This is a genomic window from Mesorhizobium shangrilense, assembly GCF_040537815.1.
Taxonomy (GTDB): domain Bacteria; phylum Pseudomonadota; class Alphaproteobacteria; order Rhizobiales; family Rhizobiaceae; genus Mesorhizobium; species Mesorhizobium shangrilense.
On sequence record NZ_JBEWSZ010000001.1, the window covers coordinates 564,075 to 589,685 of the forward strand.

Annotated in this window: 20 protein-coding genes; 9 read left to right on the plus strand and 11 right to left on the minus strand. The window is 64.1% G+C overall.

The annotated features are described in order from the left end of the window. Positions 1-50 precede the first annotated feature (50 nt). Together ABVQ20_RS03095 and ABVQ20_RS03100 are read left to right on the plus strand one after the other, a co-directional pair. Positions 51-827, plus strand: a complete 777-nt coding sequence (locus ABVQ20_RS03095; protein ID WP_354458027.1) for a FadR/GntR family transcriptional regulator — start codon at positions 51-53, stop codon at positions 825-827. Positions 828-1,091: 264 nt separating this feature from the next. Further along, positions 1,092-1,535, plus strand: coding sequence for an SRPBCC family protein (locus ABVQ20_RS03100; protein WP_354458028.1), 444 nt, complete (start codon positions 1,092-1,094; stop codon positions 1,533-1,535). Here ABVQ20_RS03100 and ABVQ20_RS03105 read toward each other — a convergent pair. Further along, entirely contained in the window at positions 1,525-1,908 is a 384-nt protein-coding gene (locus tag ABVQ20_RS03105; RefSeq protein ID WP_354458029.1) for a GFA family protein, read from the minus strand. The genes ABVQ20_RS03100 and ABVQ20_RS03105 overlap by 11 nt on opposite strands. Positions 1,909-2,209: 301 nt before the next feature. On the opposite strand from ABVQ20_RS03105, the gene ABVQ20_RS03110 reads away from it, so the two are divergent. The 7 genes from ABVQ20_RS03110 to ABVQ20_RS03140 all read left to right on the plus strand — a co-directional run bounded on the left by ABVQ20_RS03110 (position 2,210) and on the right by ABVQ20_RS03140 (position 10,206). Then, entirely contained in the window at positions 2,210-3,439 is a 1,230-nt protein-coding gene (locus tag ABVQ20_RS03110; RefSeq protein ID WP_354458030.1) for an MFS transporter, read from the plus strand. A 164-nt stretch (positions 3,440-3,603) separates the two neighbouring features. Next, complete coding sequence (gene gntR, locus ABVQ20_RS03115) at positions 3,604-4,632, plus strand: HTH-type transcriptional regulator GntR (protein ID WP_354458031.1); 1,029 nt, start codon at positions 3,604-3,606, stop codon at positions 4,630-4,632. Between the two features lie 306 nt (positions 4,633-4,938). After that, positions 4,939-6,066 carry a sugar ABC transporter substrate-binding protein gene (locus tag ABVQ20_RS03120; protein ID WP_354458032.1) on the plus strand — a complete coding sequence of 376 codons (1,128 nt, stop codon included), beginning with the start codon at positions 4,939-4,941 and terminating at the stop codon, positions 6,064-6,066. Between the two features lie 78 nt (positions 6,067-6,144). Continuing rightward, positions 6,145-7,692 (plus strand): sugar ABC transporter ATP-binding protein, encoded by a 1,548-nt coding sequence (locus ABVQ20_RS03125; RefSeq protein ID WP_354462109.1) that lies wholly within the window; start codon positions 6,145-6,147, stop codon positions 7,690-7,692. Continuing rightward, positions 7,689-8,669 (plus strand): ABC transporter permease, encoded by a 981-nt coding sequence (locus ABVQ20_RS03130; protein WP_354458033.1) that lies wholly within the window; start codon positions 7,689-7,691, stop codon positions 8,667-8,669. The genes ABVQ20_RS03125 and ABVQ20_RS03130 overlap by 4 nt, the downstream gene beginning before the upstream one ends. Beyond that, positions 8,666-9,652 (plus strand): ABC transporter permease, encoded by a 987-nt coding sequence (locus tag ABVQ20_RS03135; RefSeq protein ID WP_354458034.1) that lies wholly within the window; start codon positions 8,666-8,668, stop codon positions 9,650-9,652. The genes ABVQ20_RS03130 and ABVQ20_RS03135 overlap by 4 nt, the downstream gene beginning before the upstream one ends. An 8-nt stretch (positions 9,653-9,660) precedes the next feature. Further along, positions 9,661-10,206 carry a gluconokinase gene (locus ABVQ20_RS03140; protein WP_354458035.1) on the plus strand — a complete coding sequence of 182 codons (546 nt, stop codon included), beginning with the start codon at positions 9,661-9,663 and terminating at the stop codon, positions 10,204-10,206. On the opposite strand, the gene ABVQ20_RS03145 is transcribed toward ABVQ20_RS03140, so the two are convergent. The 10 genes from ABVQ20_RS03145 to ABVQ20_RS03190 all read right to left on the minus strand — a co-directional run bounded on the left by ABVQ20_RS03145 (position 10,189) and on the right by ABVQ20_RS03190 (position 25,487). After that, positions 10,189-11,346, minus strand: coding sequence for a hypothetical protein (locus tag ABVQ20_RS03145; protein ID WP_354458036.1), 1,158 nt, complete (start codon positions 11,344-11,346; stop codon positions 10,189-10,191). The genes ABVQ20_RS03140 and ABVQ20_RS03145 overlap by 18 nt on opposite strands. Positions 11,347-11,354: 8 nt before the next feature. Then, positions 11,355-11,804: an RrF2 family transcriptional regulator gene (locus ABVQ20_RS03150; protein ID WP_227346505.1), complete on the minus strand. Its 450-nt coding sequence runs from the start codon at positions 11,802-11,804 to the stop codon at positions 11,355-11,357. Between the two features lie 256 nt (positions 11,805-12,060). Beyond that, positions 12,061-13,047 (minus strand): sulfate ABC transporter substrate-binding protein, encoded by a 987-nt coding sequence (locus ABVQ20_RS03155; RefSeq protein ID WP_354458037.1) that lies wholly within the window; start codon positions 13,045-13,047, stop codon positions 12,061-12,063. 150 nt (positions 13,048-13,197) lie between these two features. Next, positions 13,198-13,359 carry a hypothetical protein gene (locus ABVQ20_RS40475; RefSeq protein ID WP_435528319.1) on the minus strand — a complete coding sequence of 54 codons (162 nt, stop codon included), beginning with the start codon at positions 13,357-13,359 and terminating at the stop codon, positions 13,198-13,200. 64 nt (positions 13,360-13,423) lie between these two features. Then, complete coding sequence (locus ABVQ20_RS03165; RefSeq protein WP_354458038.1) at positions 13,424-14,464, minus strand: sulfate/molybdate ABC transporter ATP-binding protein; 1,041 nt, start codon at positions 14,462-14,464, stop codon at positions 13,424-13,426. A gap of 72 nt (positions 14,465-14,536) precedes the next feature. Further along, a complete protein-coding gene (cysW, locus tag ABVQ20_RS03170) occupies positions 14,537-15,421 on the minus strand; it encodes a sulfate ABC transporter permease subunit CysW (RefSeq protein ID WP_354458039.1) in 885 nt (294 codons plus the stop codon). Continuing rightward, positions 15,414-16,265, minus strand: coding sequence for a sulfate ABC transporter permease subunit CysT (gene cysT / locus ABVQ20_RS03175; RefSeq protein WP_354458040.1), 852 nt, complete (start codon positions 16,263-16,265; stop codon positions 15,414-15,416). Before cysT ends, cysW begins: the two co-directional genes overlap by 8 nt. Positions 16,266-16,360: 95 nt before the next feature. Continuing rightward, the gene (locus tag ABVQ20_RS03180) at positions 16,361-17,389 is read right to left on the minus strand and encodes a sulfate ABC transporter substrate-binding protein (protein WP_354458041.1); all 1,029 of its coding nucleotides are present in this window, start codon (positions 17,387-17,389) and stop codon (positions 16,361-16,363) included. Between the two features lie 310 nt (positions 17,390-17,699). After that, positions 17,700-19,790 (minus strand): penicillin-binding protein 1C, encoded by a 2,091-nt coding sequence (gene pbpC / locus ABVQ20_RS03185; RefSeq protein ID WP_354458042.1) that lies wholly within the window; start codon positions 19,788-19,790, stop codon positions 17,700-17,702. Positions 19,791-20,006: 216 nt separating this feature from the next. Next, positions 20,007-25,487 carry an alpha-2-macroglobulin family protein gene (locus ABVQ20_RS03190; protein ID WP_354458043.1) on the minus strand — a complete coding sequence of 1,827 codons (5,481 nt, stop codon included), beginning with the start codon at positions 25,485-25,487 and terminating at the stop codon, positions 20,007-20,009. Between the last annotated feature and the right edge of the window lie 124 nt (positions 25,488-25,611).

Genomic DNA, 25,611 nt, shown 5'->3' on the forward strand with positions numbered 1-25,611 from the left:
AGCCGCCAGCCGCGCTTGACAGCTTGCTGAAACCGGACTTTCTGGAGCCCATGCGGGACGCAAAGCCGAACAAGGAAAAATCGCCGAAGAAAACGGCCGCCACCGAGCGCCCGGCCGGTGTTCGCCGCGCCGACGCGGCGCGCATTCCGGGCGCCAGCGTGCATACGTCGCTGGCCAGCGAGATTGGCCTGAGGATCGTGCGCGGCGACTATCCGCCGGGCACCATCCTGCCCAATGAAGCCAAATGGTCGGAAATCTTCAGCGTCAGCCGTTCGGCGGTGCGCGAAGCCATCAAGATGCTGATGGCCAAGAGCCTTCTGGCATCGCGCCCCAAGATCGGCAGCTGGGTCGAGCCGAAGGAGCGCTGGAACCTGCTCGATCGCGATGTGCTGGCCTGGTACGCGACCTCGCCGGACCGCGAGGTGTTCCTCAAGACCGTGCAGGAATTCCGCCACATCATCGAGCCGGAGGCGACGGCCTTTGCCGCCATGCGGCGCACCGACGAGCAGATGGCCGAGATCAGTCGGGCATGTCGTGAGATGGGGGAGGCGACCAGCCTGCAGGAGCGCACGCGCGCCGACACGCGCTTCCATCTGGCGATCTTGCGGGCTTCGGGCAACGACCTCCTGGTGCCGCTGGGCGTGCTGATCGAATCCGCGTTCGACCATCTCTTCACCTTCACCACACGAGCCGTTGACGATCTCAACCATGCGCAGAAGCTGCATGAGGCGATCGAGAAGAACATCCGGCTGCAACGGCCGGATGCGGCGCGCAACGCCGTGCGCAAGCTGTTGGCCAATACCGACACGGTCATTCGGTCGCGCTAGATTTCCGGCTTTCGGCCTATGCTTCGCCCGTTGCGATGGATCTGTTGAAGTCGCCGCGAGTCCCTTGCCACCGCCCCGTCGAAGCCGGCTTCGCGCATCGTCTCGATGGCGGCGGTTCGGTCCAGCCGTAATTTGCCACCCTTGGCGGGGGAGGCGATGCGGCGCCAGTGTGGCGACAGTCAAAAAAATCCGATAGCCGTGTCGGATCAGCACCGTGCTGGCCGTCCTTGGAACATCGACCAGAAAGCACAAAGGAACATCGAAATGCCAAGCACCGTACGTCTGCACCGCGTCCTCACGACCAATCCGCAGAAGGTCTATCGCGCGTTCATCGAGGCCGATGCACTTGCCAAGTGGCTGCCGCCGAACGGCTTCACCTGCACGGTCCATCATTTCGAAGGCAAGGTCGGCGGTACGTTCAAGATGTCGTTCCGCAACTTCACCACCGGTAACAGTCACTCGTTCGGTGGCGAATATGTCGAACTCGTTCCGGGCGAACGCCTGCGCTACACCGATCGTTTCGACGATCCCAACCTGCCGGGTGAGATCGAGGTGACTGTGACGTTGACGAAAGTGTCCGTGGGCACGGAAGTGAACATCACGCAGGCCGGTATTCCGGATGTCATTCCCGCCGAAGCCTGCTATCTCGGCTGGCAGGAATCGCTTCGCAACCTGGCCAAGCTCGTCGAACCCGAGATCAATCAGTAAGTCCGCCGCCAAGGCATACCCAGGGATGGCGCCGTTCTTCCCAAGCGATGCGAGTCGGGGCCGGGAAGGTCGGGTCGGCAAAGCAGCCGACCGCAACGGCGATCCATTCCGGTTTCTGCTCCGGCTCCCAGAAGACGCTCGAGCCGCAGGCGGCACAGAAATGGAAGGCCACTTGGCGGCCGCTCTGTGCCGATCGGCTGTAGATGCCGGCCGTGCCTTCGGCCGCCGCCTTGTCGCGTTCGAAGAACGCGGCGACGCCGTATGTGCTGCCCGTCCGCTTCTGGCAGTCGAGGCAATGGCAGAGCGCGACCAGTGCCGGCTCTCCGTCACATGAGATCTTCAACTGCCCGCAGGCGCAGGATGCGGTTCGCATGGCTGTCCTTTTCGATGATGTGATGCATCACTCGCCTTGTCGGCGGTCGGCATATCGGAGTTTTCGGGGAGGATTGGCCCTGACGGCTGCTCGTGCGCCGACCGAGAGGCCGCCATTGTTAAATGCTGTGGCCGGTTGCTTCAACCACGATCAGCGGAACATGCCAATCATCGGGTTGAGACGCTGCTTGCGATAGGGCTGGAGCCACGGATTTGCCGGCCGTGGCGCTGCTCGGCGCCACGAATACGCCGATAGTGGCGGAAACGGTCGCCGATTTGCTGAGCCGCCGACAGGAAACGCCTTGACCCAAACCGCTTCCAGCCAGGCCGGCCCTGGCATCGACAGTGCCTATGCATGGATGCGGCTGGGCATCTCGATGGTGTTGGCGACCATCGGTGCCGTCGGCATGTGGGCCGTCGTCGTGGTGCTGCCCGCAGTGCAGGTTGAATTCGGCGTCGACCGCGCGGCGGCATCGATGCCCTACACCGCGACCATGGTGGGCTTTGCCTTCGGCAATGTGCTGGTTGGCCGCGCCATCGATCGCATCGGCTACTGGATCCCGGCGCTGATCTCCTCGGTCGCGCTCGCCGCCGGCCTCCTGCTCGCGGCGCTGTCGACCTCGATACTGCAATTCAGCCTTGCCCAGGGGCTGCTGATCGGTGTCGGCACGTCGGTGATCTTTGGACCGCTGATCGCTGATATCTCACACTGGTTCAACCGTCGGCGTGGCGTTGCCGTCACGGCGGCGGCAGCCGGCAACTATCTTGCGGGAGCGATCTGGCCGACCGTCATGCCGACGCTGATCAAGACGGAAGGCTGGCGCTTCACCTATGCGGCAATCGGCATCTTTTGCCTGGTCACCATGGTGCCGCTGGTTCTGATGCTGCGGCGCGGCGCCCCGGAGGCAGCCGCGGTCGGCTCGCCCGGAAGCCGGCCGGTACAGCCGATTTCGCTGTCGCCGGCGGCGCTGCAAGGGCTGCTGGTCGTCGCCGGCCTTGGCTGCTGCGTGGCGATGTCGATGCCGCAGGTCCATATCGTCGCCTATTGCATGGATCTCGGCTATGGCATGGCGCATGGCGCCGACATGCTGTCGATCATGATGGCGGCGGGCGTTGTCAGCCGGCTTGCCTCGGGCTTTGTCGCCGACCGCATCGGCGGGGTGAAGACGCTGCTCATCGGTTCCGTTCTGCAATGCCTGTCACTGCTGTTTTACATCCCGTTTGACGGGCTCGCCTCGCTCTATGTCGTGTCGCTGGTGTTCGGCCTTTCGCAGGGCGGCATCGTGCCTTGCTATGCTATCATCGTGCGCGAATACCTGCCCGCCAAGGAGGCGGGACAGCGCATCGGTATCGTCATGATGGCGACCATCTTCGGCATGGCGATCGGCGGCTGGATGTCAGGCTGGATCTACGACCTTACCGGTTCGTACGCAGCCGCCTTCCTCAATGGCATTGCCTGGAATTTGCTCAACATACTGGCGATCGGGTTGTTTATCTGGAAGGCCAAGCACAGAGTTGTCGTGGCAGCCTGAGGCAAGGGGCGGGCGCGGCCCCGGGGCACACCCCCGGCTTGACAACCGGCAGGCACTGCGCGACGCCAGAGGCCAAGGGTGCGGCAACAGGCCGGTGAGATGGCGACAGCTGGGATGATCGTATTGCGGGCATGCTTCGGCGGCCACGCGCACGGGCCGCGGTCTTGATCAAGCCGCGTCCGCGCCGTGGCGGCGGCCGTCCGACCATCGCCGATGTCGCCGAGAAGGCGGGCGTCGGCGCCATCACCGTGTCGCGTGCCCTGCGCGAGCCGGGGCGTGTCTCCGAAGAGTTGCGCCGCCAGATCCAGGCCGCCGTCGACGAGCTTGGCTATGTGCCGGACCCCAATGCGCGGGCGCTGGCCTCGGCGCGCGCCGAAGTGTTTGGCGTGCTGGTCCCGTCGCTCACCAACAACGTCTTTGCCGAAGTGGTGCGCGGCATCTACGACAGCCTGTCGGACGGCCCGTTTCGCATCCAGCTCGGCAACACCCATTATTCCGGCCTTGAGGAAGAGCGGTTGCTGCAAGTGTTCGGTTCGCAGCGGCCGGCGGCGCTGATCGTGGCCGGCATCGACCAGACGCCATCATCGCGAAAGCTGCTGGAGACGGCGGGCTGCCCGGTGGTGCAGGTGATGGAGACCGGGCCTGACCCGGTCGACATGATGGTCGGATTCTCGCATTTCGACGGCGGCAGGGCGGCGACGGAACATCTGATCGAGGCCGGCTACCGCCGCATCGGCTTCATCGGCGCGCGCATGGATCCGCGCTCACAACGGCGCCTGGCCGGCTATCGCGCGGCGATGGAGAAAGCCGGCCTGTTCGACCCGCGCCTGGTCACCACCACGCCGGTGCCGTCCAGCGTGTCGCTCGGGCGCGAACTGTTCCGCGACGCGCTGGCCAAGATGCCGACGCTGGATGGCGTGTTCTGCAACAATGACGACATCGCGCTCGGCGTGTTGTTCGAGTGCCACCGAGCCTCGATCGCCGTACCGAAGACGATCGGCATCGTTGGCTTCAACGATCTCGACATGATGCAGGTGGCGTTTCCGTCGATCACCAGCATCCGCACCCACCGCTATGAGATCGGCCGCCGCGCTGTGGCCATGGCACTGGCCGCGATTGCCGGCAACAGGCCGGAGCAGCGTGTCGTCGATCTCGGCTTCGACCTCATGCGCCGCGAGAGCACGGCGCGCTGAACACGCTTTCGAGACCCCTTGCAAATGCCGCTTTACACTGCGTCATGGTAGCGCTACCATTTTGCTTGAGCAGGCGCTGAGGCAAGAGGCTAGGGCCTGTTTATTATATATAAGCGACAGCTCAAGCTTGTTTATTATATATAATATGATAATTTTCCTCGACGGGGCGAGGCGACAAGGGAGGGATCGGGTTGGCGGTTTGCCAGCCTGAAAAGGTGTGACCGGGCAGGCGGGAAGTGCCGGCCGGGGGCGCCAGATTTCACAGCGTGAAACGACAATTCAGAATCGCAAATGGGAGGAATATCGATGATCAAGTCACTTGTTGGTGGCATCGTTGCCGCCAGTGCATTCGTCATGCTCAACTCCGCCGCCATGGCCGCCGGCCCGGAGGTCGTATCAGGCCCCGCCGCTCAGGCGGACTGCTTCGCGCCATGGTCCGCCGACACCAAATTCTTCAAATACCCCAAGAAGACCGGTCCGTTCCGCATAGCCTTCGCCAATGGCTATATCGCCAACACCTGGCGCATCCAGATGGTGCAGACCGCCAAGGCCTATGCGGCGCAGCCCGACGTCAAGGCAAAGATCAAGGAATTCAAGGTGGTGTCGACCGGCGAGGATGTGCCGGCGCAGATCTCGGCGATCAACAACTTCATCGATTCTGGCTATGACGCGATCGTCACCGACGCGCAGAACCCGACCGCTTTCGGCCCGGTCATCAAGCGTGCCAAGGAAGCCGGCATCGTGCTGGTTGCCTTCGACAACATCCTCGACACCAAGGACGCCATCAACGTCAATGTCGACCAGAAGGGGCTTGGCGAATTGTGGGCCAAGTGGCTGGTCGAAAAGGTGCCGAAGGGCGGCAAGATCCTCGAAGTGCGCGGCGTCGCCGGCACCTCCGTCGACACCGATCGCCACAACGGCATCCACGAGGTGTTCGCCGCGTCCGGCAAGAAATGGGATGTCACCGAAGTTGCCGGCAAATGGGATGACGGCGTGGCGCAGAAGGTGACCGCCGACGCGATCGCCACCAATGGTCCGTTCGACGGCATCACCGGGCAGGGCGGCGACACGGGCATCGTGCAGGCGATGATCGACGCCAAGCATCCGTTCGTGCCGTTCGGCGGCGAGACCGAGAACGGCTTCCGCAAGTTCTGCGCGGCGCATTCGGCCGATGGCCTGAAATGCACTTCCGCCGGTTCCGGCCCGGCCCAGGTCGCCGTTGCCATCAAGACCGCGATTGCAGCACTCGAGGGCGAGGTGGTGCCGCAAGAGGTGAAGTTGCCCCTGGCTGTCGCCACGGATCCCAACATGAAGGAAGGCACGGATTACTTCCCGAAGGAATCCGACAATTTCTTCGTCGGCAATTCCTTCCCGACCTGCGGCATCAACTTCAGCGCCCAGGAGATCATGGGCCAGTCTAAGGAAAACCAGTAACCCGCCCCTGGATATCGCAGGGCGTCGCGTCTCATCCCGCGGCGCCCTGCCATGAATGAAAACGCCTTGGGAGGGTTGATGGACGGTGCGGCTCCACTCTTTCGCATGGAAGGCATGTCCAAGCGCTATGGCGGCGTGCGGGCGCTGGAAAAGGCCGAACTCACGGTCGAAGCCGGGAGCATCCACGGCATCCTCGGTGAAAACGGCGCTGGCAAGTCGACGCTGATCAAGATCATGGCGGGCGTGGTGGCGCCCGACGAAGGCTGCATGACACTGGACGGGCGCGAGGTGACGTTCGCTTCGCCTGGCGCGGCCAACAAGGCCGGCATCGTCTGCATCTTCCAGGAATTGTCGCTGGTTCCCGAACTCAGTGTCGCCGACAACATCGTTATTTCCGATCCGCCGACGCGCTTCGGCATGATCGACCGAAGGGCGCAGCGCCGCATCGCCGAAGAAGCGCTGGCGCGCGCGGGCGCTGAAGACATCCACCCGCTGGCGCTGGTCAAGGACCTGCCGCTGTCGCGCCGCCAGATGGTGGAGATCGCCAAGGCGCTCGCCAGGAGGCCGCGGATATTGATCCTCGACGAGGCGACCTCGGCGCTGACGGCGGCCGATGTCTCCAAGATCTTCGGCGTGCTGAAGCGGCTCCGCTCGGAAGGGCTGGCGCTGCTCTACATCTCGCATCGCATGAACGAGATCGCCGAGCTTGCCGACCAGTGCACCGTGTTTCGCAACGGCCGTAACGTCGCCAGCTACAAGGCCGGCTCGAAGAGCGACAATGAAGTGGTCGAGCTGATGATCGGCCGTGAATACAGCCATATCTTTCCGCCCAAGCCCGTGCTGGCACCAGCAACTGCCGCTCCAGTCCTCGAAGCCCGCAAGCTCAGCTGGACCGACCGGCTGGATAACATCTCGCTGAGCGTCAGGGCGGGCGAGGTTGTAGGTCTTGGCGGCCTCGATGGGCAGGGACAGCGCGAATTGCTGCTCGCCTTCTTCGGCGTGCTGCGCGGCCTCACCGGCGAGGTGCTGATCGACGGCAGACCGGTCAAGATCACCAGCCCGGCCGTCGCGCGCGAAGACGGCATCGGCATGGCGTTGATCCCGGAAGACCGTAAGACCGAAGGCCTGATGCTGCCGATGACGGTGCGCGAAAACCTGTCTTTCGCCGCGCTCGACCGGTTGTCCAAAGGCGGCATCATCGACCGCGCCGCCGAACAGCAACTGATCGACGACATGGTGGGCTTGCTGGCGATCAAGACGGCGGGTCTGGATATCCCGGTCGGCGCGCTGTCGGGTGGCAACCAGCAGAAGGTGGTCATCGCCAAATGGTTGATGCGCCAGCCACGCATCATCCTGCTCAACGATCCGACACGCGGCATCGATGTCGGCACCAAGCAGGAGCTCTACCAACTGATGCGCAAGCTCGCCGACGCGGGTGCCGCGATCCTGTTCTATTCGACCGACTATGACGAGCTGATCGGCTGCTGCGACCGTGTGCTGGTTCTCTATGACGGGGCAGTCAAGCGCGAACTGGTCGGCGCCGAGATCACCGAGCGGGCGCTGATTGCCAGCGCGCTCAACATTCACGGCGAAGGAAACCCGATGAGCCAAGGAGTGGACGCGTGAAGGATTGGCGCTACTGGCTAGCCGAACAGCGCGGAACGCTGCTGGCGCTCGGCATCTTCATCGTCATGTTCATCATCTACACCTCGAACCATCCGGCGGGTTTTACCGCCAACGTCGTGCAGACGGCGGCCAACAAGGGCGTGCTGCTTGCCTTCGTCGCCATGGCGCAGACGCTGGTGGTGATCACCGCCGGCATCGACCTGTCCGTCGGCATGATTTTTTTGCTCACCAACTGCCTGGCCTCCTGGCTGGTGGTGGGCACGCCAACGCAGACGGCGCTGGGCGTCATCGCCGTGCTGGCGGTCGGCCTCCTGTGCGGGGCGATCAACGGCGCCATCGTCATCTATGGGCGGCTGCAACCGATCGTCGCCACCATAGCCACCGGTGCCGTCTATTACGGCATCGGGCTGCTGTTGCGGCCGTTTCCCGGCGGTTCGGTCAATGAGGATTTTGCTGATGCGCTGACCGGCCGCGTGTTCGACGTGGTGCCGGCGAGCCTCGTCGTGCTGTTGGCCGTCGTGCTGGTGGTGTGGGTGCCGTTCAGCCGCTCGGTGCTCGGTCGCGCCGCCTACGCCGCCGGGTCGTCGGAGACGGCTGCCTATATGTCGGGCGTGCCGATCCGCCGGGGCAAGTTCGCCGCCTATACGCTGGCCGGGCTGCTGGCCGCCATCGGCGGGCTGTTCCTGACCTTCTTCACCTATACGGGGGAGGCGGCCTATGCGAGCGGCAACTCCTACACGCTGTTTTCCATCGCCGCCGTGGTGCTCGGCGGCGTCTCGCTGTTTGGCGGCAAGGGCAGCGCCATCGGCGCGATCTTCGGCGCGCTTGCCTTCCGCACCATCGGCGACCTGCTTTTCGTTTTCGATTTCGATCCGCTCTGGCAGCCGCTGTTCCAGGGCGTTATCCTGCTGATCGCCGTCAGCCTCGGTGCCTTCGCGCTGTTTCGGGTCCGCAACCGGCTGGAGTGGTTCCTGTGAGCGAGACGACATTGGGCGGCATCGCCGGACATATGCCAAAATTTTTGCGCCGCGCCGATCCGGCGGTGCTGACCGCCTTTGCCTGCATCGTGCTGCTGCTGTTCCTGGGCAGTCTCTATTCGCGCAGCTTCCTGTCGCCTGAATATCTGCTGCAGCAGCTCAAGGTGGCATCGTTCCTGGGGGTCATCGCCACCGGCATGATGCTGGTCATCCTGCTCGGCCAGATCGACCTGTCGGTGCCGTGGGCGGTGGCTGCGGGCGCGATGATGGCCTGCGCGGCGGCGGCATATGGTCCGGTCGGGGTGGCGCTGGCCATTCCCTTCGGCATTTTCTGCGGTGTCTTGATCGGCGTCGTCAACGGCATCGGCGTCGCCTATCTGCGGATACCCTCGATGATCATCACGCTGGCCACCAACGCGGTCGCGCAGGGGCTGATGGTCGTCTATACGGGCGGCTTCTCGCCACAGGATTCGGCCACAACAGCCATGCGCTACCTTGCGACAGGTTTTACCATTCCCGGCGTCCCCAATGCCGTCATCATCTGGGCTGTCATCGGCGCAGCAACCGTGTTCGTGCTCTCGCGAACCAGCTTCGGCCGCACCGTCTACGGCATCGGCAATCGTGAGCGCGCGGCCTATCTGTCAGGCATCGATACGCGCCGCGTGGTGATGATCGCGTTTGCCGTGTCCGGCGGGCTCTCGGCCTTCGGTGGCGTGCTTCTGGCCGGTTATGCCTCCAAGGCGGCACAGTCGATGGGGGATACCTACCTTTTGCCGTCGATCGCGGCGGTGGTGCTCGGCGGTACCTCGATCCTTGGCGGGCGCGGCTCCTATCTCGGCACGGTGGCCGGCGTCATCCTGATCACGCTCCTGCAATCCATCCTGTCGGTCATGCAGATGCCGGAGGCGGGGCGGCAGATCATCTATGGCGTGGTCATCGTCGCCATGCTCCTGCTCTACGGCCGCGCGCCGGCAAGCCGCTGATCCGTATCGTGGGCGAAGACACAGCACAGTCGCCCGCGGGTGCTTTCGGTTCGCCACCGGCCATCGTGGTGATGGGCGTCGCGGGTTGCGGCAAGTCGATCGTCGGCAAGGGACTGGCCGCCACGCTCGGCGCCACCTTCATCGAGGGCGACAGGCTGCATCCACCCGAAAACGTCGCGCGCATGGCCAGCGGCGAGCCGCTCACCGACACGTTGCGCGCGGGCTGGCTCGACGCCATCGGCCAGCAGGTCGCGGCATCCGTGAGCAGCGGACTGAGCGTGGTGGCAACCTGCTCGGCGTTGAAGCGCGGCTATCGCGACCGCCTGCGCGGCTTTTGCCGCGGCATTGTTTTCCTCTATCTGGAGATCGACCCCGCCACGGCGCGGCGGCGCGTGGCCAACCGCAGGGGGCACTTCATGCCGGCAAGCCTTGTCGACAGCCAGTTTGCCATTCTCGAAGCACCGGAAGCGGATGAGGCGGCATTGACGCTCGATGCGAAGCGCCCGGTCGCCGACATCGTCGCCGAGGCTGCCGGCCTATTGCGAAAGCCGTAAGCCGGCATCATTGCCGGGTGCGACGCTGTCCTGTCTCTCGCTAAGCCCCTCATGGCCGGACCATGACATCATCTGCTCGGGATGCAGCTTCAGCGCCTCGAGCAGGCGGTCACGCTTGAGCAGGATATATTCAGCCAGCAGCGCCATGTTCTTGGCTTCCATCGCCGGTGTTTCGGACGCTTGCCTCGCCGCCGGCACCAGTTCGGGGCTGATGACCGCGCGATATTCGCGAAACGCGATGGTCTCGAAGGTCGACATGGCGAACAGCGCAGTGCCGGCCCTGGCGGCGAAATTCGCCGGCGCCGAGGCAAGATGGGTCCAGCCGCTCTCTCCCATCGCCGCCTCCGCGAAGGTCGAACCAGCCTGGATGGTGTTGGTCATAAGCACGACGCCGTTGTTCTTCAGGATCTTCTGGATGCGGGCGGTGACCTGATAGGTGTCGTTGCGATCGAAGACGATGCGGCTTTTGAGGTAGCGGTTCTCGACCTCGACCAGCGCCGGGTTCAGGAAGCGCAGGCCGAATATCGTGTCGGAGATGCCGTGAAAGTCGATGCTGACCTGATGCGCATCGATGCCGGCTTCGTGCAGTGCGCGCTTGCCGATGATGGTCTGGGCGGTGAACAGATCGCACCAGAGGATGGCGCCGCGACCGCGCAGCAGCGCGGCTTGCAGGCCGTGCGCACCTTCCAGCCGGATCAGCGGCGACCAGCGCGTGCGGCACAGATGCGCGGCAAACGTCAGGCGGCGGCGATGGTTGGCGGCGAGCAGGCCCATGAACAGTGCTTCCGCATCGATGCCGCCGCCGAGCACGGCACGCACTGCCTTGGCGTAGCGCGCAAAGTCCTTGCGGATATGGCGCTTCAGGCGGAGCCTGGACACTTTCTGGCAAACAGGTGCCCACCATTCGACGGGCAGCAATGCCGCCACACCGAGATAGAAGCCGAGCAGAAGGCTCTCGCGCGGATCCCTGTTCGAGAACCCCCGCAGCCTTGCTGGCCTTATCAGCTTTCGGCTGAAGAACAGGACCGACTCTTCACGCCCGGGAACCGGGGCATCGGCGATGATCTCGGAGCGATAGCGGTCGCCGGACGGTCGGTTCCGATGGGCTGTCCGGGATCTTGTGAGCCACGTCAGCCTCATGCAGGCCGCTATATCTGCGAGGTCAGTTCGACCGGGAAATCGTCATTGTCGGCATCGCGCATGGCGGCAAGGCTGCGATTGTCGAGCACTTCGGCGATCGCCTGCCTCACTTCCAGCATCATGTGCCGGACCTGGCAGGTTGCCTCGTCGCAGTCCTCGCAGCGCTGGTACTGCGTGCGGCTGGCGCAGGGAATCGGCGCCAGCGGCCCGTCGAGCACCCTAACGACATGGCCGATCTTGATCTCGGCAGCTGGACGGGCGAGGCGATAGCCGCCTTCCTTGCCCTTGCGGCTCTGGACGAAGCCGGCATTGCGCAACTCGCCCAGGATGGCATCGAGGAATTTCTTCGGGATATTGTTGGCCACCGCGATGTCGTTGACGAAGGCCAATTGGCCAACCGGCAGGCCGGACAGATGCACGAGGGCCTTGAGGCCGTATTTGCCTTTTTTTGTCAGCATGCCCAGATCAACCCATAAAGCCCCAACCACTCGCATCTGGCGACTGTTTGTGTGCAAATAATGACGTTTTGATCACGCGATGATGTTTCGCGAAAACAAGCCCGCCCAACGGCACGTTAGGCACAAACGCGTTGATTCTTCGTAACGTTTTTCACAGATGAAGCCGATATTGCTGTGGAGACCGGGTTGCCGGCGCATGAAATGGAAAAAGCCGGCAAAGCGCCGGCTTTCTCATTTCTAGCGGATGATGCAGATGTCAGCGGCTGCCATAGGCCTGGTCGAGCAGGCCGCCGGCGGCAAAATGCTCCTTCTGCACCTTGTCCCAGCCACCGAACACGTCTTCGACCGTCAGCAGCCGGACATCGGGAAACTGGTCCTTGTACTTGGCGGCAACGGCGGCGTCGCGAACGCGGTTGCCATTCTCAGCCAGGATGTCCTGTCCCTGCGGCGTGTAGAGGAAGTCCAGATAGGTCTTGGCGAGATCGCGCGTGCCATGCTCGTCGGCGACCTTGTCGACAATCGCCACCGGGAATTCGGCGAGCAGGCTGACCGAGGGTGTGACCTGTTCGAACTTGTCGTCGCCATACTCCTTGCGGATGCCGCGCGTCTCGGACTCGAAGGTGATCAGCACGTCGCCGATCTCGCGCTGCACGAAGGTGGTGGTCGCGGCGCGTCCGCCGGTGTCGAAGATCGGCACGTTGTTGAACAGCTTGGTGATGAACTCCTTCACCTTGGCATCGTCGCCCTTGAAGGCTTCCTTGGCGTAGGCGGTTGCCGCCAGATAGGTGTAGCGCGCATTGCCCGACGTCTTGGGGTTGGGGAAGATCACCTGCACGTCGTCGCGCACCAGGTCGTTCCAATCCTTGATGTGCTTGGGATTGCCGGCGCGCACCAGGAAGGATGGCAGCGAATAGAAGGGCGAGGCGTTGTCGGGAAAGTCCTTTTGCCAGTCGGCGGAGACGAGGCCTTTCTTGACCAGGAAGTCGACATCGGTGACCTGGTTGAAAGTGACGACGTCGGCGGCGAGCCCTTCGGCGATGGCGCGCGCCTGCGCCGAGGTCCCGGCATGCGACTGGTCGACGGTGACGCCAGGATGCTCGGCGACGAAGGCCTTGTTGACCTGCACGAACAGTTCACGGCCGACATCGTAGGATGCGTTGAGCAGCTTGTCGGCTGACCAGGCTTGGGAGGATGCCAGGAAGAGGCCGGCCAAGGTTGCCGTGGCCAGGAAAAATCGCTTCATGAAAATGGGTCTCCAGTGCAATTCGTTTATCGCGCGAACATAGCCGTGGCGCGCGGTGCGCGACGAGGCACGCGCAGGGGCCGTGTGACCCTTCGGCGAGAAAAGTTATTGCCGGAACAGGCAGTTGTTAGGATTTTCTTCCAAGATGAATCATTCTGCATCCTTTGGCGGCGCGTTGAAGGCATCTGGGTGCACAATCGTTCCAGAACCGGCCGATGCGAATGTGACCGATACGGCGCACTTCGCGCCGAGCTGGAAGGCATGGACCAGGCCATCGGCCATAACGACCTGTTCATTGGTGACGGCAAACACGGGTGAGTTCAGCCGGATCAAGGGCCTGAAGGTCGAGAACTGGCTGGTATAGGCCGACCGAGGATCAGGTGGCCGGAAACAGCTTCCAACGACCGGGCCGGAACGCCACGCGGCTCTTCTGTGCCGCCGGATGGTTGACCGGCAGTTCGATCTCGACGCGCTGGCGGTCGCCGCCGATTTCGAGTTCGACGCGCCTTGTGCCTGCGACGCGACGGCTGGCGGCGACCGTGCCGGCGATGCAGCCGCTGCAGCCGTCCATCAGTTCGACATCGTGCGGGCGGAAGAACAGCGTCGCATCGCCCGAGGGTTCGTGCGGCGCGAAAAGCCCGATCGGACGGTCGGCAAGCCAGATTTCGCCGTTCTCGACCTTGACGGGAAGCGAGCTCGATTCCCCGATGAAGCCGTAGACGAAGGGCGAGTTCGGGGTGTCGTAGATGTCGTCGGCGGTGCCGACCTGCTCGATCCGGCCCTGGCTCATCACCACGACGCGGTCGGCAAGCTCCAGTGCCTCTTCCTGGTCGTGCGTGACGAAGACGGTGGTGTGGCCGGTGGCGTCGTGGATCTCGCGCAGCCAGCGGCGCAATTCCCGGCGCACCTGCGCATCGAGCGCGCCGAACGGTTCGTCGAGCAGCAGCACCTTGGGTTCGATGGCCATGGCGCGTGCCAGCGCCACGCGCTGGCGCTGGCCGCCGGAAAGCTGCGCCGGATAGCGCTTTTCGAGGCCCGAAAGCTGGACGAGGTCGAGAAGCTCCGAGGCACGGCGGCGGATTTCCGCAGCCGGCGGACGCGTCGATCCGTGGCGGACCTTCAGGCCGAAACCGATATTGTCGGCGACGGTCATGTGCCGGAACAGCGCGTAGTGCTGGAAAACGAAACCGACATTGCGCTCCTGGATCGACTTCTGCGAGGCGTCCTCGTCGCCGAAGAAGATCTTGCCGCGCGTCGGCCGCTCCAGCCCGGCAATCAGCCTGAGCAGCGTCGTCTTGCCGGAACCGGATGGCCCCAGCAAGGCGATCAACTCGCCCGACTTGATGTCGAGCGACACGTCGTGGAGCGCGGGAAACCGCTCAAACTCCTTGCGCACGTTGGCAACGCGAACTTCCATCAATAGTCCCTTTGTCGTGGATGCATGTGGTTATCCCAAAACCGGTAGCCACTTTTGGGCGATATGCATTTTTCAGTGTCCGCGCGTCGCGGCGAGTTCGGCGCCGTAGCGCATCTCGAGAAGTGTTTTCAAGACCAACGTGACGAGCGCCAGGCCCGCAAGCAACGAAGCCACAGCGAAGGCGCCAACCGCGTTGTACTCATTGTAGAGGATTTCGACATGCAGCGGCATGGTGTTGGTCAGGCCGCGTATATGGCCTGATACCACGGACACCGCACCAAACTCGCCCATGGCGCGCGCGTTGCACAGGAGCACACCGTAGAGCAGCCCCCATTTGACGTTGGGCAGCGTGACATACCAGAAAGTCTGCCAGCCATTGGCGCCGAGCGAAAGTGCTGCTTCCTCATCGCCGTTGCCCTGTTCCTGCATCAGCGGGATCAGCTCGCGCGCGACAAAGGGGAAGGTGACGAAGACGGTCGCCAACACAATGCCGGGCACGGCGAACAGGATGACGATGCCATGCGCCTTCAGCCAACCGCCGAGCAGCCCCTGCGCCCCAAACAGAAGCACGTAGACGAGGCCGGAAATGACCGGGGAGACCGAGAAGGGCAGGTCGATCAGCGTGGTCAGGAAGGCCTTGCCCTTGAACTCGAACTTGGCGATCGCCCAGGCGGCGGAGATGCCGAAGACAATGTTGAGCGGCACCGAGATCGCCGCCACCAGCAGCGTCAGCCGGATGGCCGAGCGGGTGTCGGCATCGCCCAGCGACTGCAGATAGGCGCCAATGCCCTTGGCGAAGGCCTCGTGGAAGACGATGATCAGGGGCAGCAGCAGAAAGATGCCAAGGAAGGCAAAGACGATGGTCATCAGCACGGCTTGCGCCGGCCGGCTCTCGGTCACCGCCGCTGAGCGGCTTTCATGATGCGGTTCCCAGGATTTGATTTCGGGGTCAGCCATAGCGCTTGCGGCTCCATGTCTGTGCCAGATTGACGACGAGCAGCATCACGAACGACAGAGCCAGCATGATCGCTGCGATCGCGGTCGCCGCCGGATAATTGTATTCTTCCAGCCGGATGACGATCAGAAGCGGCGCGATCTCCGATTTGTAAGGCAGATTGCCGGCGATGAAGATGACCGATCCGTATTCGCCGACGCCGCGCGCGAAGGCGAGCGAAAAGCCGGTGATGATGGCCGGCGCTAGGCCTGGAAACAGGATGCGGGTGATGATCTGGAAGCGGCTGGCGCCAAGCGTTGCCGCGGCTTCCTCCACCTCCTTGTCGATCTCCTCCATGATCGGCTGCACGGTGCGCACGACGAAGGGAAGGCCAATGAACACCAGCGCGATGACGATGCCGAGCGGTGTGTAGGCGACCTTGATGCCGAGTGGCGCCAGAAGGTGGCCGATCCAGCCGTTTGGCGCGTAGAGCGTGGTCAGTGCGATGCCCGCCACCGCCGTCGGCAGGGCGAAGGGCAGGTCGACCATGGCATCGACGACGCGGCGGCCGGGAAAGCGGTAACGCACCAGCACCCAGGCGACAAGTGTGCCAAAGACGACGTTGACCAGGGCGGCGATGAAGGCGGTGCCGAAGCTGATGCGCAGCGCATTGAGGGTGCGGCGGTCGGTTGCGATCGCCCAGAATTCAGGCCAGCCAAGGGCGGCCGAGCGCCAGATCAGCCCGGACAGTGGAATGAGGATGATGAGGGTGAGGTAGGCAAGCGAGAAGCCGAGCGTCAATCCGAAACCCGGAATGACACTCGGCTGTCTGAACCGCCACCCCGCCTGCGCGGGTGCTGTGGTCATGGAATTCTGGATCGTCCCTTTTTATTCAACCAGATTGCTTGGCACTATGGTCCGAAGGCCTTCGGGAAGAAGCCCCTAGGCCTCTCCCCAGCCACTTACTGGGCCGGCTTGTAGATCTGGTCGAATATACCACCGTCGCCGAAATGATAAGGCTGCGCCTTCTTCCAGCCGCCAAAGAGCGGATCGTCGATGGAGATCAGCTTGATCGCAGGCGTTTTAGGAAGATCCTCGGCCGCCACAAGCTCTGGCTTCGCCGGACGATAGTGGTTCTTGGCGATGATCGTCTGCCCTTCCTTGGAATAGAGCCAGCCCAGATAGGCTTCGGCGACCTTGCGTGTGCCCTTGGCGTCGACATTGGCGTCGACGATCGCCACCGGCGGCTCGGCCAGGATCGACGTCGGCGGGTAGACGAGCTCGAAATTGTCGGCGCCGAATTCATCCAGTGCCAGGTAGGCATCGTTTTCCCAGGCGATCAGCACGTCGCCGAGGCCTTTTTGCGCGAAGGTCACCGTCGAGCCGCGCGCGCCCGTGTCGAGCACCGGGGCATTGGCGTAGAGCTTGCCGACGAATTCCTTGGTCTTGGCCTCGTCGCCGCCATCATTGGCGTTGGCGTAGGCCCAGGCGGCGAGATAGTTCCAGCGCGCGCCACCGGAGGTCTTGGGGTTCGGCGTGATCACCTGGACGCCATCCTTGACCAGGTCGTTCCAGTCATGAATGCCCTTGGGATTGCCCTTGCGGACGAGGAAGATGATGGTCGAGGTGTAGGGCGCGGAATTGTTTTCGAATTTCGTGCGCCAGTCGGGGTTGATCTTCTTCGACTTCGAAACGATGGCGTTGATGTCGCCTTCCAGCGCCAGCGTCACCACGTCGGCATCGAGGCCGTCGATCACCGCGCGGGCCTGGGCGCCCGATCCGCCATGCGACTGCTGTATGGTGACCGTCTCACCGGTCTCGGCCTTCCAATGCGCGGCGAAGGCTTCGTCATAGGCCTTGTAAAGCTCGCGCGTCGGGTCATAGGACACGTTGAGGATGGTGGTGTCGGCAAACGCGAAACCCAGTGTGCCGAACTGGACAGATGAGGCGACCAGCGCGCCGAGCAATTTCTTGAAATAAGGTTTGGTCATTCCCGCCTCCGTTGAACTGAGGCGAACTCTACCGAATTGATAGAATTTAGATGCATTCAATGTTGCCTTTTTTGCCCCTCCGAAGCAAATTTTCGCCGCCTATTGGCTGCATGAAGAAATTTCTTCCTCATGCTGGTGAGGCGAGGAGTCAGATCGCGGTTGCGTAAAGGCCGCGATCCTTCGCGCCCACCCCCGCATTGTCGACAATTGGCGAAATCGGCGGTGACAGCCGATCTCCCCACTCGTGGGGGGAGATCGGCAGCTCGCGCCGTCGCGCGAAAAACCAAGGTGGCGAATCCCTTGCCGGATTCTATTCGACAAACACTTTCACGCTTGCCGCCCGTCCAGCCGCATCGATGACCGTCAAGGTCGAATAGCCGGTGCCATCGGGCAGCCAGGTCGCCGTGCGCGTGCGGTCGATGCCGGTGAGCGGCTTGCCGTTGGCTAGCCAGCGGAAGGGTGCGCGGCCACCCTGCAGTTTCAGCACCAGCGGGGTGGCGTCGGCCGAGTTGGTGGCCAGATCGACGCGGGCGCCGTCGGGCGGGAAGATGATGGTCGGCGCCGGCTCCGTCGGTGTCGCCTGCACCAACCCGTCGGAGCCGGCACCAAACCGGGTGAGCGTGACCGGCAATTCGTCGCGCTTGGGGTTCTGGACGCCGGGCGGCCTGCCCGGCAGCGGGACGGCTGCGAGGCCCGAGCGAACAAAACCCTCGAACAGGATCGGGGCGGCCGAGACATAGCCGGACAGGCCGGGCACCGCGCCGGCATCGGGACGACCGACCCAGACGCCCAGCACGTAGCGGCCGTCGAAGCCGACCGACCAGGCGTCGCGATAGCCGTAGGAGGTGCCGGTCTTGTAGGCGATGCCGCGCTGGATGGCGCCTTCCGGCGGCTTGACACCCGACAGAATGTCGATGATCTGCCAGTTGGCCTGGTCATCGAGGATGGTGGCGGTCGAGCTTTGGGCATTGGCCGGCTCGCTGCCGTCATGCAGCGCGTGCGTCTTGCCGCCATTGGCGAGCCCCGTATAGAGCTGGACGAGATCGCGCAGCGTGACGCCAACCCCACCGAGGCCAATCGCGAGGCCAGGCGCCTCGTTGACCGGCAGCACCGGCGTCACGCCGGCCTGGCGGAAGCGCGCCATCAGCCGCGCCGGGCCGACTGCATCGAGCACACGGATCGCCGGCACGTTGAGCGACAGCTGCAATGCCTGGCGGATGCTGACATCGCCCTGGTAGCCCATGTCGAAATTCTTCGGCCGGTAGCCGCCGAAATCGGCCGGACTGTCCTCAATCAGCGTTTCCTGCGCCACCAGCCCCTGCTCGAAGGCGAGCCCGTAGATGAAGGGTTTCAGCGTCGAACCGGGCGAGCGGATGGTCTTGGTCATGTCGATCCAGCCGGAGCGGCTGGCGTCGAAGAAATTGGCCGAGCCGACCTCGCCCAGAATATCGCCGGTGCGGGCGTCAGCCAGCACCATGGCGACAGACAGGCGGGGGCCGAGCTTGGTCGCGGCGTCCCGGGCCACCTGTTCCAGCCCGGCCTGGACGCTCCTGCGAATCGTCAGCTTCAACGGTTGGCCGGGAACTGCCTTGGGCAGCATCGCATAGGCAGCGTGCGCCGCCAACGCCGGAAGCCTGCGCCGTAAGCCTGCGACATCGTCGAGCGCGGCGCGCGCGGCTTCGCGGTCGCCGATGAGGCCGGCCGAAACCATGCGGGTCAGCACCCGGTCGCGGGCGGCGTGCGCGATCCGAAGGTTGCGGTCGGGCCGCCGCCGTTCCGGCAATTGCGGCAGGGCGACGAGCAGGGCGGCTTCCGAAACCGTGAGCCGTTTCGGTTCCTTGCCGAAATAGGCGAGCGATGCGGCGCGCACGCCTTCCAGATTGCCGCCATAGGGGGCCAGCGTCAGGTAGCGTTCGAGGATTTCTCGCTTCGTCAGCCGCCGCTCGATCTGGATGGCGCGCAGCATCTGCTTGATCTTGGAGCCGAGGCTGCGGCTTTCGCGCGGTTCGATCAGCCGCGCCAGTTGCATCGACAGCGTCGAGCCGCCGGACACGATATGGCCGCTGGTGGCGAACTGGCCAGCGGCGCGGGCGAGCGCCAGCACGTCGACGCCCTCATGGTCCCAGAAGCGCTTGTCCTCATAGGCGACCAGCATGTCGACAAACTGCTTGTCGACCTGGTCGAGGTGGGTTTCCAGCCGCCAGTAGCCGTCCGGCGTGGCGAAGGCGCGCAGCAGAAGGCCGTCGCGGTCCTGGACTTCGGTGGAGACTGTGAGCTTTGCCGGGAGCGGGGGCGGGAAGGCGCGGTCGAGCTCCCAGAGGGCGGCGATGGAGAGGGTTAGAACGCCGGCGCAAGAAGCTGCGGCTATGGCTGCCCGACGAAGAAATTTTCTGGAGAGCATGGCGCCACCCCTCATTGTCCTGCCGGACATTTCTCCCCGTATAGTGACGGGGAGAAAGACGCTGTCGCGGATGGTTTCGCCAATCGCCAACGTTGCAAAAAAGGCGGCGAAATTCGCGACAGCTCCCTTCTCCCCGTCACTATACGGGGAGAAGGTGCCGGCAGGCGGATGAGGGGCGGCGCCGTCGTTTGGTTCATGATCGTCACTATCAGCACCTTACGGCGCCTTGACCTCCATCATGCCGGTGGCGGTGCGGGCCGAATATTGCGGCCGGTACATATCCTCCACGGTAGCCGCCGGATGCGCATAGGTGCCCGGCGTCACGGCGCGCACGACATAGGCAAGCGTCAGATTGTGATTGTGGTCGCCATCGGCCGGATTGAACGCCGCGACGAAACGGTCGTTGCGGAATTCGAGATGGGCGGCGTCGGTCTGCGTCAGCCAGGAGAAGTTAGACAATTGGGCGCTGGACACTAGGCCGGGATTGTCGATCTCGAAGCCGGCCGGCAGCAGGTCGGTGACCAGCAGCCGGGACGGCCAGCTGTTCTGTTCGGTGATCTTGAGCACGACGACATAGCGCTCGTTCTGCTTGACCTCCGTCACATTCGCCTCGGTGCCATCGAGCCTGTAGTAGGTGCGCTGGATGGTGAAGCCGTCGCCGCTGGCCGGCAGCGGCTCGACGGGTGCCGCCACCGTGGTGACGACCGCCTGCAGCGGCTCCTTGCCCGTGTTGGCGATGGTTAGCGGGCTGTCGGCGAGATCGGTGCCGGCCATCTGTTCCGAATAACCGCCGGCATGAGCAGCGCCATTCACCGTCAGCGCGATCGAGTCGTTGCCCTCCTTGAGCGCGCGGGCCGCCAGCAGCATCCAGGATTCGTCCTGGGTGCTGGTCCAGTCGGCCTGGGCGCGCTCCCTGGTCACCAGCTTGATCAACTCCGGCACGATCGACGACACCGGCTTCGATTCCGCCGCAAGCGCCAGCATTGCCGCGCCATCACGCAGCGGAGAGCCATAGTCCGACCGGTAATAGTCGTATTCGGTGGTCGCCTTGGCGAGTTGCAGTGCCGTCTTGAAGGTGGCTTCGGAGCGCTGCGTATCGCCGTAAAGCGCAAGGCTCGCCGCCAGTTGGCCAACCGCCATTGGGCTGGTGAAGGCTTCGAGCTGGGTGTCGGCGTAGTAACGCAGGTCGCCGATCGATGCCTTCTTGTTGCGGGCGAGAACATAGAGCGCGTAAGCGATCTCGCTGCCGCGGTCCTGGACGCTCTGGTCGTAGCCGATCGCGTTCTGCAGATTGTTCAGCGCCTGGCTCATCGCAAGGCTCGGAACGTCGTATTTCTGCTCGCGCGCCCTGGTCAGGAAGTCGGTGACATAAGCGTCGAGCCAGAGGTCGCCGGAGCCCGGACCCCACAGGCCGAAGCTGCCGGCCGAGGCCTGGTAGCTCAAAACCTTGTAGATGGCATCCTGGACGCGGCCGTGCAGGTCGGGGTCGCTGGCCATGCCAATGCTCGAGGCCATGTCGTTGACATAGAGCAGAGGCATTGCGCGGCTGGTGGTCTGCTCGGCGCAGCCATAGGGGTAGCGGTCGAGCGTCATCAGCAGCGACGGCACGTCGAAGGCGGCGGCCTGCGAAACACCGACGCTGACGGAAGCGCCGTCGAGCAGGCTTGCGGCAAGCAGTTCCTTGTCGACGCGCAGCGAGCCGCCATTGCCCTTGAGATCGACAACCATGCGCGTGGTCACCGGCAATTGCGCCGGGCGCACCGGCACATAGAGCGTCTGCTCGACATTGGTGCCGTCGGCATGGGCAAGCTTGATGGTGATCGAGGCGTTGCCCGCCGTCTGAGCGATCAACGGCACGGTCAGCGTCTGCCGCTTGCCTTGCGCCAGCGTCAGCTTTTCGGGCAGGGGCTTGTCACCGGTCGACAGGTCGCCGGTGGTGTCGATCGACAGTTTGTAGTCGCCGGCCGGACCATCGGTGTCGGCGACGTCGAGCCGCATGATTGCGGCGTCGCCCGGTGCCAGGAAGCGCGGCAGGCCGGCGGTGATCACTATGGGGTCACGCACGATGACATCGGTCTGGGCGTGGCCGACGGCTTCCTTGGTCCAGGCGACGGCCATGACGCGCACGGTGCCGTTGAACTGCGGAATGTCGAAGTCGATCCGCGCCTTGCCGTCGGCGTCGAGCTGGACCGGGCCGGAGAAGAAGGCGACCAGCTTTTCGGTCGGCGGGCTGCCTTGCGACTGCATGTTGGCGCCGTCGCCGCCGGTCCTGAGCTTGCCGGTGGTGCCGAGCGAGCCATCGATCAGGCGGCCGTAGAGGTCACGCACCTCGAGGCCGAGCATGCGCTGGCCGAAGAACCAGTTCTCCGGATCCGGCGCCTTATAGTTGGTCAGGTTGAGGATGCCGACATCGACGGCGGCAACCGTGACATAGGCGTTGCTGCCCGGCTGCACGCCGGCCACCGCGACCGGGATCGACAGCTGCTGGCGCGGCACGGTCTTGTCTGGCGGCGTCAGGGTGACCGCGAGCTTCTTGGAGCCCGGATCGACCTTCAGCCACTTCACGCCGATGGCGCGCGCCGGCATGCGCGATTCCTGCGCATCGCCCGGCCTGAACAGGGTTGCCACGACATAGGCGCCGGCGCCCCAGTCGTTGCCAACCGGGATGTTGACGGTGCTGCCGCCGGCCGGCACGCTGGCCGTGACGGTCTTGACCAGCTTGTCGGCGCCGATGGTGACCAAGAGTTCGCCGGCAAAGTGCGGGGAGACCTTGAGCTTGGCGACTTCGCCCGCTGCATAAGTGTCCTTGTCGAGGGCGATCTCCAGTCCGTCCGGTGTCTCGGTGGTGGTGGAGGAGACATACCAGCCGGCGTCGAACTCATAGCTGGTCGCCGGTCCCTCGGGATCGGCTGTCACGAGTTCGAGCCGATACTGGCCCCAGTCGACCGGCACCGAAACCGTGGCTTCGCCATCGGCGGTCAGGTCGACCTGACCGTTGGCGACCGACTTGGTGAAGGTGACCGGCTCGTAGTTCCAGGAGTTGTTGGAGCGGTACCATTGATAGTTGCGCTCGACCTTGACCAGTGACCACTGCGCGCCCTTCAGCGCCTCGCGCTTGCCGTCGGGATCGACGGCGATCAGGCTGAACTTCGCCACGCCGCCCTGCGGCACCTCACCGCCGTCGAAATCCGGGCGGATGCCGACCATATGGCCTTGCGGGCGGATGCCGATGTTGAGGGAACGCTCGACGGCGCGGCCGCCGGTTTCGCGCATGCGCACCGTGACCTTGGCGTTGACCAGCTTGGTGGTCGAAGGCATCTGGTCGACGGAGACCGGGAAGGTCGCCTTGCCGTTGTCGCCGACGACCGGCAGGTCGGTGAACGGGGTGACCGACGGTTGTGCCGACTGCTCGTCGGCAAGGCCGAAGACATAGCCCTTGAAGCGGTCCCAGTTGCGGGCGGTCGACAGTGTCAGTTCACCTTCGAGCGCAAGACCCGCGGCCGGCGCGCCATAGAGGAAACGGCCGTCGACGGTAACATTGGCGGTTTCGCCGCGCGCGATCTCCTGCTTGTCGGCGGTCAGGTCGAACTCGATGCGATCCGGCACGAAATCCTCGACCAGGAACATCTGGCTGGCGACGGCCGGCTGCTTGGGATCGGTATGGATGGCCACCGTCCAGGTGCCGCGCATGGCATTGGGCTGCAGCGCCAGGTCCACGGCATGGCCGCCGGCGGATGTGCCGTCACTGACTATGCGGCGGTCCTCCACGCCGTCGGGGCGCGAGAAGATGAAGGTCAGCGGCAGGTTCTCCACCGCCTTGGCGGACTCGTCGCGGGCGAGGGCGGCGACATGCACCTCCTCGCCGGCGCGGTAGATGCCGCGTTCGGTCCAGGCATAGACATCGAGCGCGCCGGGCGCGGCTCGTCCAGTGACGCCACGGTCGGAAAGGTCGAAGCCGGCGCGGCCCATGTCGAGGAAGACGAAGTCGTTGTCGCCCTGCTTGGCCATCAGCACGGCCGGCACCATGCCGCCTTCGCCGCGCGTCAGGCCGGGGTTGAAGACCGCGTGGCCCTCGGCGTCCGACGTTGCCGTGCCGAGGATTTCATTGTTCTTGGCCAGCAGCGTCAGTTCGGCGCCGGCAATCGGCTTGGCAGAGCCCAGCGAGCGGGCAAAGACGTTCAGCCCATCCTGGCCGGTGTAGGTCGACAGGCCGATGTCCGAGACGACGAACCATTGCGTGGCGATCGAATTGCTGTCGTCGCCATGGCCGTCGACGGCCTTGGCGGTCAGCACATAGACGCCGGGCTTGCGCTGAGGCAGGGCCTGGTCAACCGGGAAGGAGGTGGTGACTTCCTTGTTGAGGTCGCTGGCGATGTCGAGCTGGCCCTGCCAGACCGGCGCGCCCATCTGGTCGGAAATGTTGGAGACATCGTAGCTGTCGAGCTGGCGCAGGAACTGGTAGCCGGAGAGGAGCTGAGCCAGCGAACGGTCGCCGATGCGGTAGAGCTTCATTTCGGCGACGTTCATGTTGACAGTGACGAGCGGGATGCCGCGCCGCGCGCCGGCGGGCAGCACGAAGCTGTCGCCGGTGAAGCGGGCCGATGGCGCGCGGTCCTGCACATAGATCGACAACACCACCGGGGCGGCGGTGACCTCGCCGATCGCTGCCGGGAGGCCTGCGCGGAAGGTCACGTCGTAATGCTGGCCGTGTTCGAGCCCTTCGACGCAGATCTGCTTGTCCTTGGCCTCGACGCCTTTCGGCGGCGCGTTGTCGACGGTGACGAACTGGGCATAATCGACGCCGGTCTTGACCAGGTCCTCGGAAAACTGGGCGCAGATGCGCGGCGCGCTGGTGTCGGCATCGACGGAGTGGTCGATGACGCGGAAGCCCTTGCGCGCCTTCAGGTCCTCATAGTCCGCCTTGACGGCGGCCGAATTGACCAGCGCGAGGCTCGCTTCGTAGGCCTGCAGCGCCGGCCGGAAAAGTTCGCGCCTGTCGAGGCCGGAGCCAAGCAGCGCCAGCACTTCGGCACGGGCATTGGTGGTGCGGGACAGCTTGTAGGCGTTGAAGGCGGCGGAGGTGGCGTTGGTGGGCAGGGTCGACGCCTCGGAGGTGTTGGCGGCGGGCTGCACGGCCAGCGTTTCGTGCGCCAGTTCCAGCCAGAGCTTGCCGTCATCGGGCATGACCGACACCGCGCCTTCGTATCTCAGCATCGCCGAACGATGGTCGCCGGTGCGAGCCGATTGTTCGGCCGCGGTCGTCAGCGCCGTCAGCCCATCCGTGGGCTTGATATAGCCGGGACCCAACAGCTTGTTGCGATATTGCTGCGCCTGATCGGCCATCCAGTCCGGGAAGAAGGACAGCGCAGGCGGGGCGCCGATATCGGGATCGCCATCGACGTTGACGATCTTGCCGGCGACCGCGCCGGTAAACGGTTTTAGGGAATTATAGTCGGATTTGAGAAAACACCATTTGGCCTTGGTGTTGTAGGTGAAGGCGCGGCAGGCGGGGTCACCCAGGCATGTCGTCTTGCATTGGTCGAGCGTGACATTCTGATCGGAGCGAAGATCGAATCCAAAATAGTCGGAATTGTCGGTGGTTGCGATTCGCCGGGCCTCAGCCGCTTGCGCGATACCTCCCCAGGCGAAAAACAAAAGGATCAGGATCGACAGGCCACGAGCCGCGCGCATTGCCATAATACCCTCCCAGACACTGCTTTCGCATCGGCGTGAAGATCGGAATCGATCTTCGAAAAACACGATGCGATGGTTCAAAGTCCCAAACCGTACTTTGTACGTCCCAATGGACGCATGTCGCTCC

Coding starts and splice junctions, on each gene's coding strand:
- ABVQ20_RS03095 (WP_354458027.1), top strand. CDS start 51: ATGCGGGACGCAAAGCCGAACAAGGAAAAATCGCCGAAGAAAACGGCC.
- ABVQ20_RS03100 (WP_354458028.1), top strand. CDS start 1,092: ATGCCAAGCACCGTACGTCTGCACCGCGTCCTCACGACCAATCCGCAG.
- ABVQ20_RS03105 (WP_354458029.1), bottom strand. CDS start 1,908: ATGCGAACCGCATCCTGCGCCTGCGGGCAGTTGAAGATCTCATGTGAC.
- ABVQ20_RS03120 (WP_354458032.1), top strand. CDS start 4,939: ATGATCAAGTCACTTGTTGGTGGCATCGTTGCCGCCAGTGCATTCGTC.
- ABVQ20_RS03125 (WP_354462109.1), top strand. CDS start 6,145: ATGGACGGTGCGGCTCCACTCTTTCGCATGGAAGGCATGTCCAAGCGC.
- ABVQ20_RS03145 (WP_354458036.1), bottom strand. CDS start 11,346: ATGAGGCTGACGTGGCTCACAAGATCCCGGACAGCCCATCGGAACCGA.
- ABVQ20_RS03150 (WP_227346505.1), bottom strand. CDS start 11,804: ATGCTGACAAAAAAAGGCAAATACGGCCTCAAGGCCCTCGTGCATCTG.
- ABVQ20_RS03155 (WP_354458037.1), bottom strand. CDS start 13,047: ATGAAGCGATTTTTCCTGGCCACGGCAACCTTGGCCGGCCTCTTCCTG.
- ABVQ20_RS03165 (WP_354458038.1), bottom strand. CDS start 14,464: ATGGAAGTTCGCGTTGCCAACGTGCGCAAGGAGTTTGAGCGGTTTCCC.
- cysW (WP_354458039.1), bottom strand. CDS start 15,421: ATGGCTGACCCCGAAATCAAATCCTGGGAACCGCATCATGAAAGCCGC.
- cysT (WP_354458040.1), bottom strand. CDS start 16,265: ATGACCACAGCACCCGCGCAGGCGGGGTGGCGGTTCAGACAGCCGAGT.
- ABVQ20_RS03180 (WP_354458041.1), bottom strand. CDS start 17,389: ATGACCAAACCTTATTTCAAGAAATTGCTCGGCGCGCTGGTCGCCTCA.
- pbpC (WP_354458042.1), bottom strand. CDS start 19,790: ATGCTCTCCAGAAAATTTCTTCGTCGGGCAGCCATAGCCGCAGCTTCT.
- ABVQ20_RS03190 (WP_354458043.1), bottom strand. CDS start 25,487: ATGGCAATGCGCGCGGCTCGTGGCCTGTCGATCCTGATCCTTTTGTTT.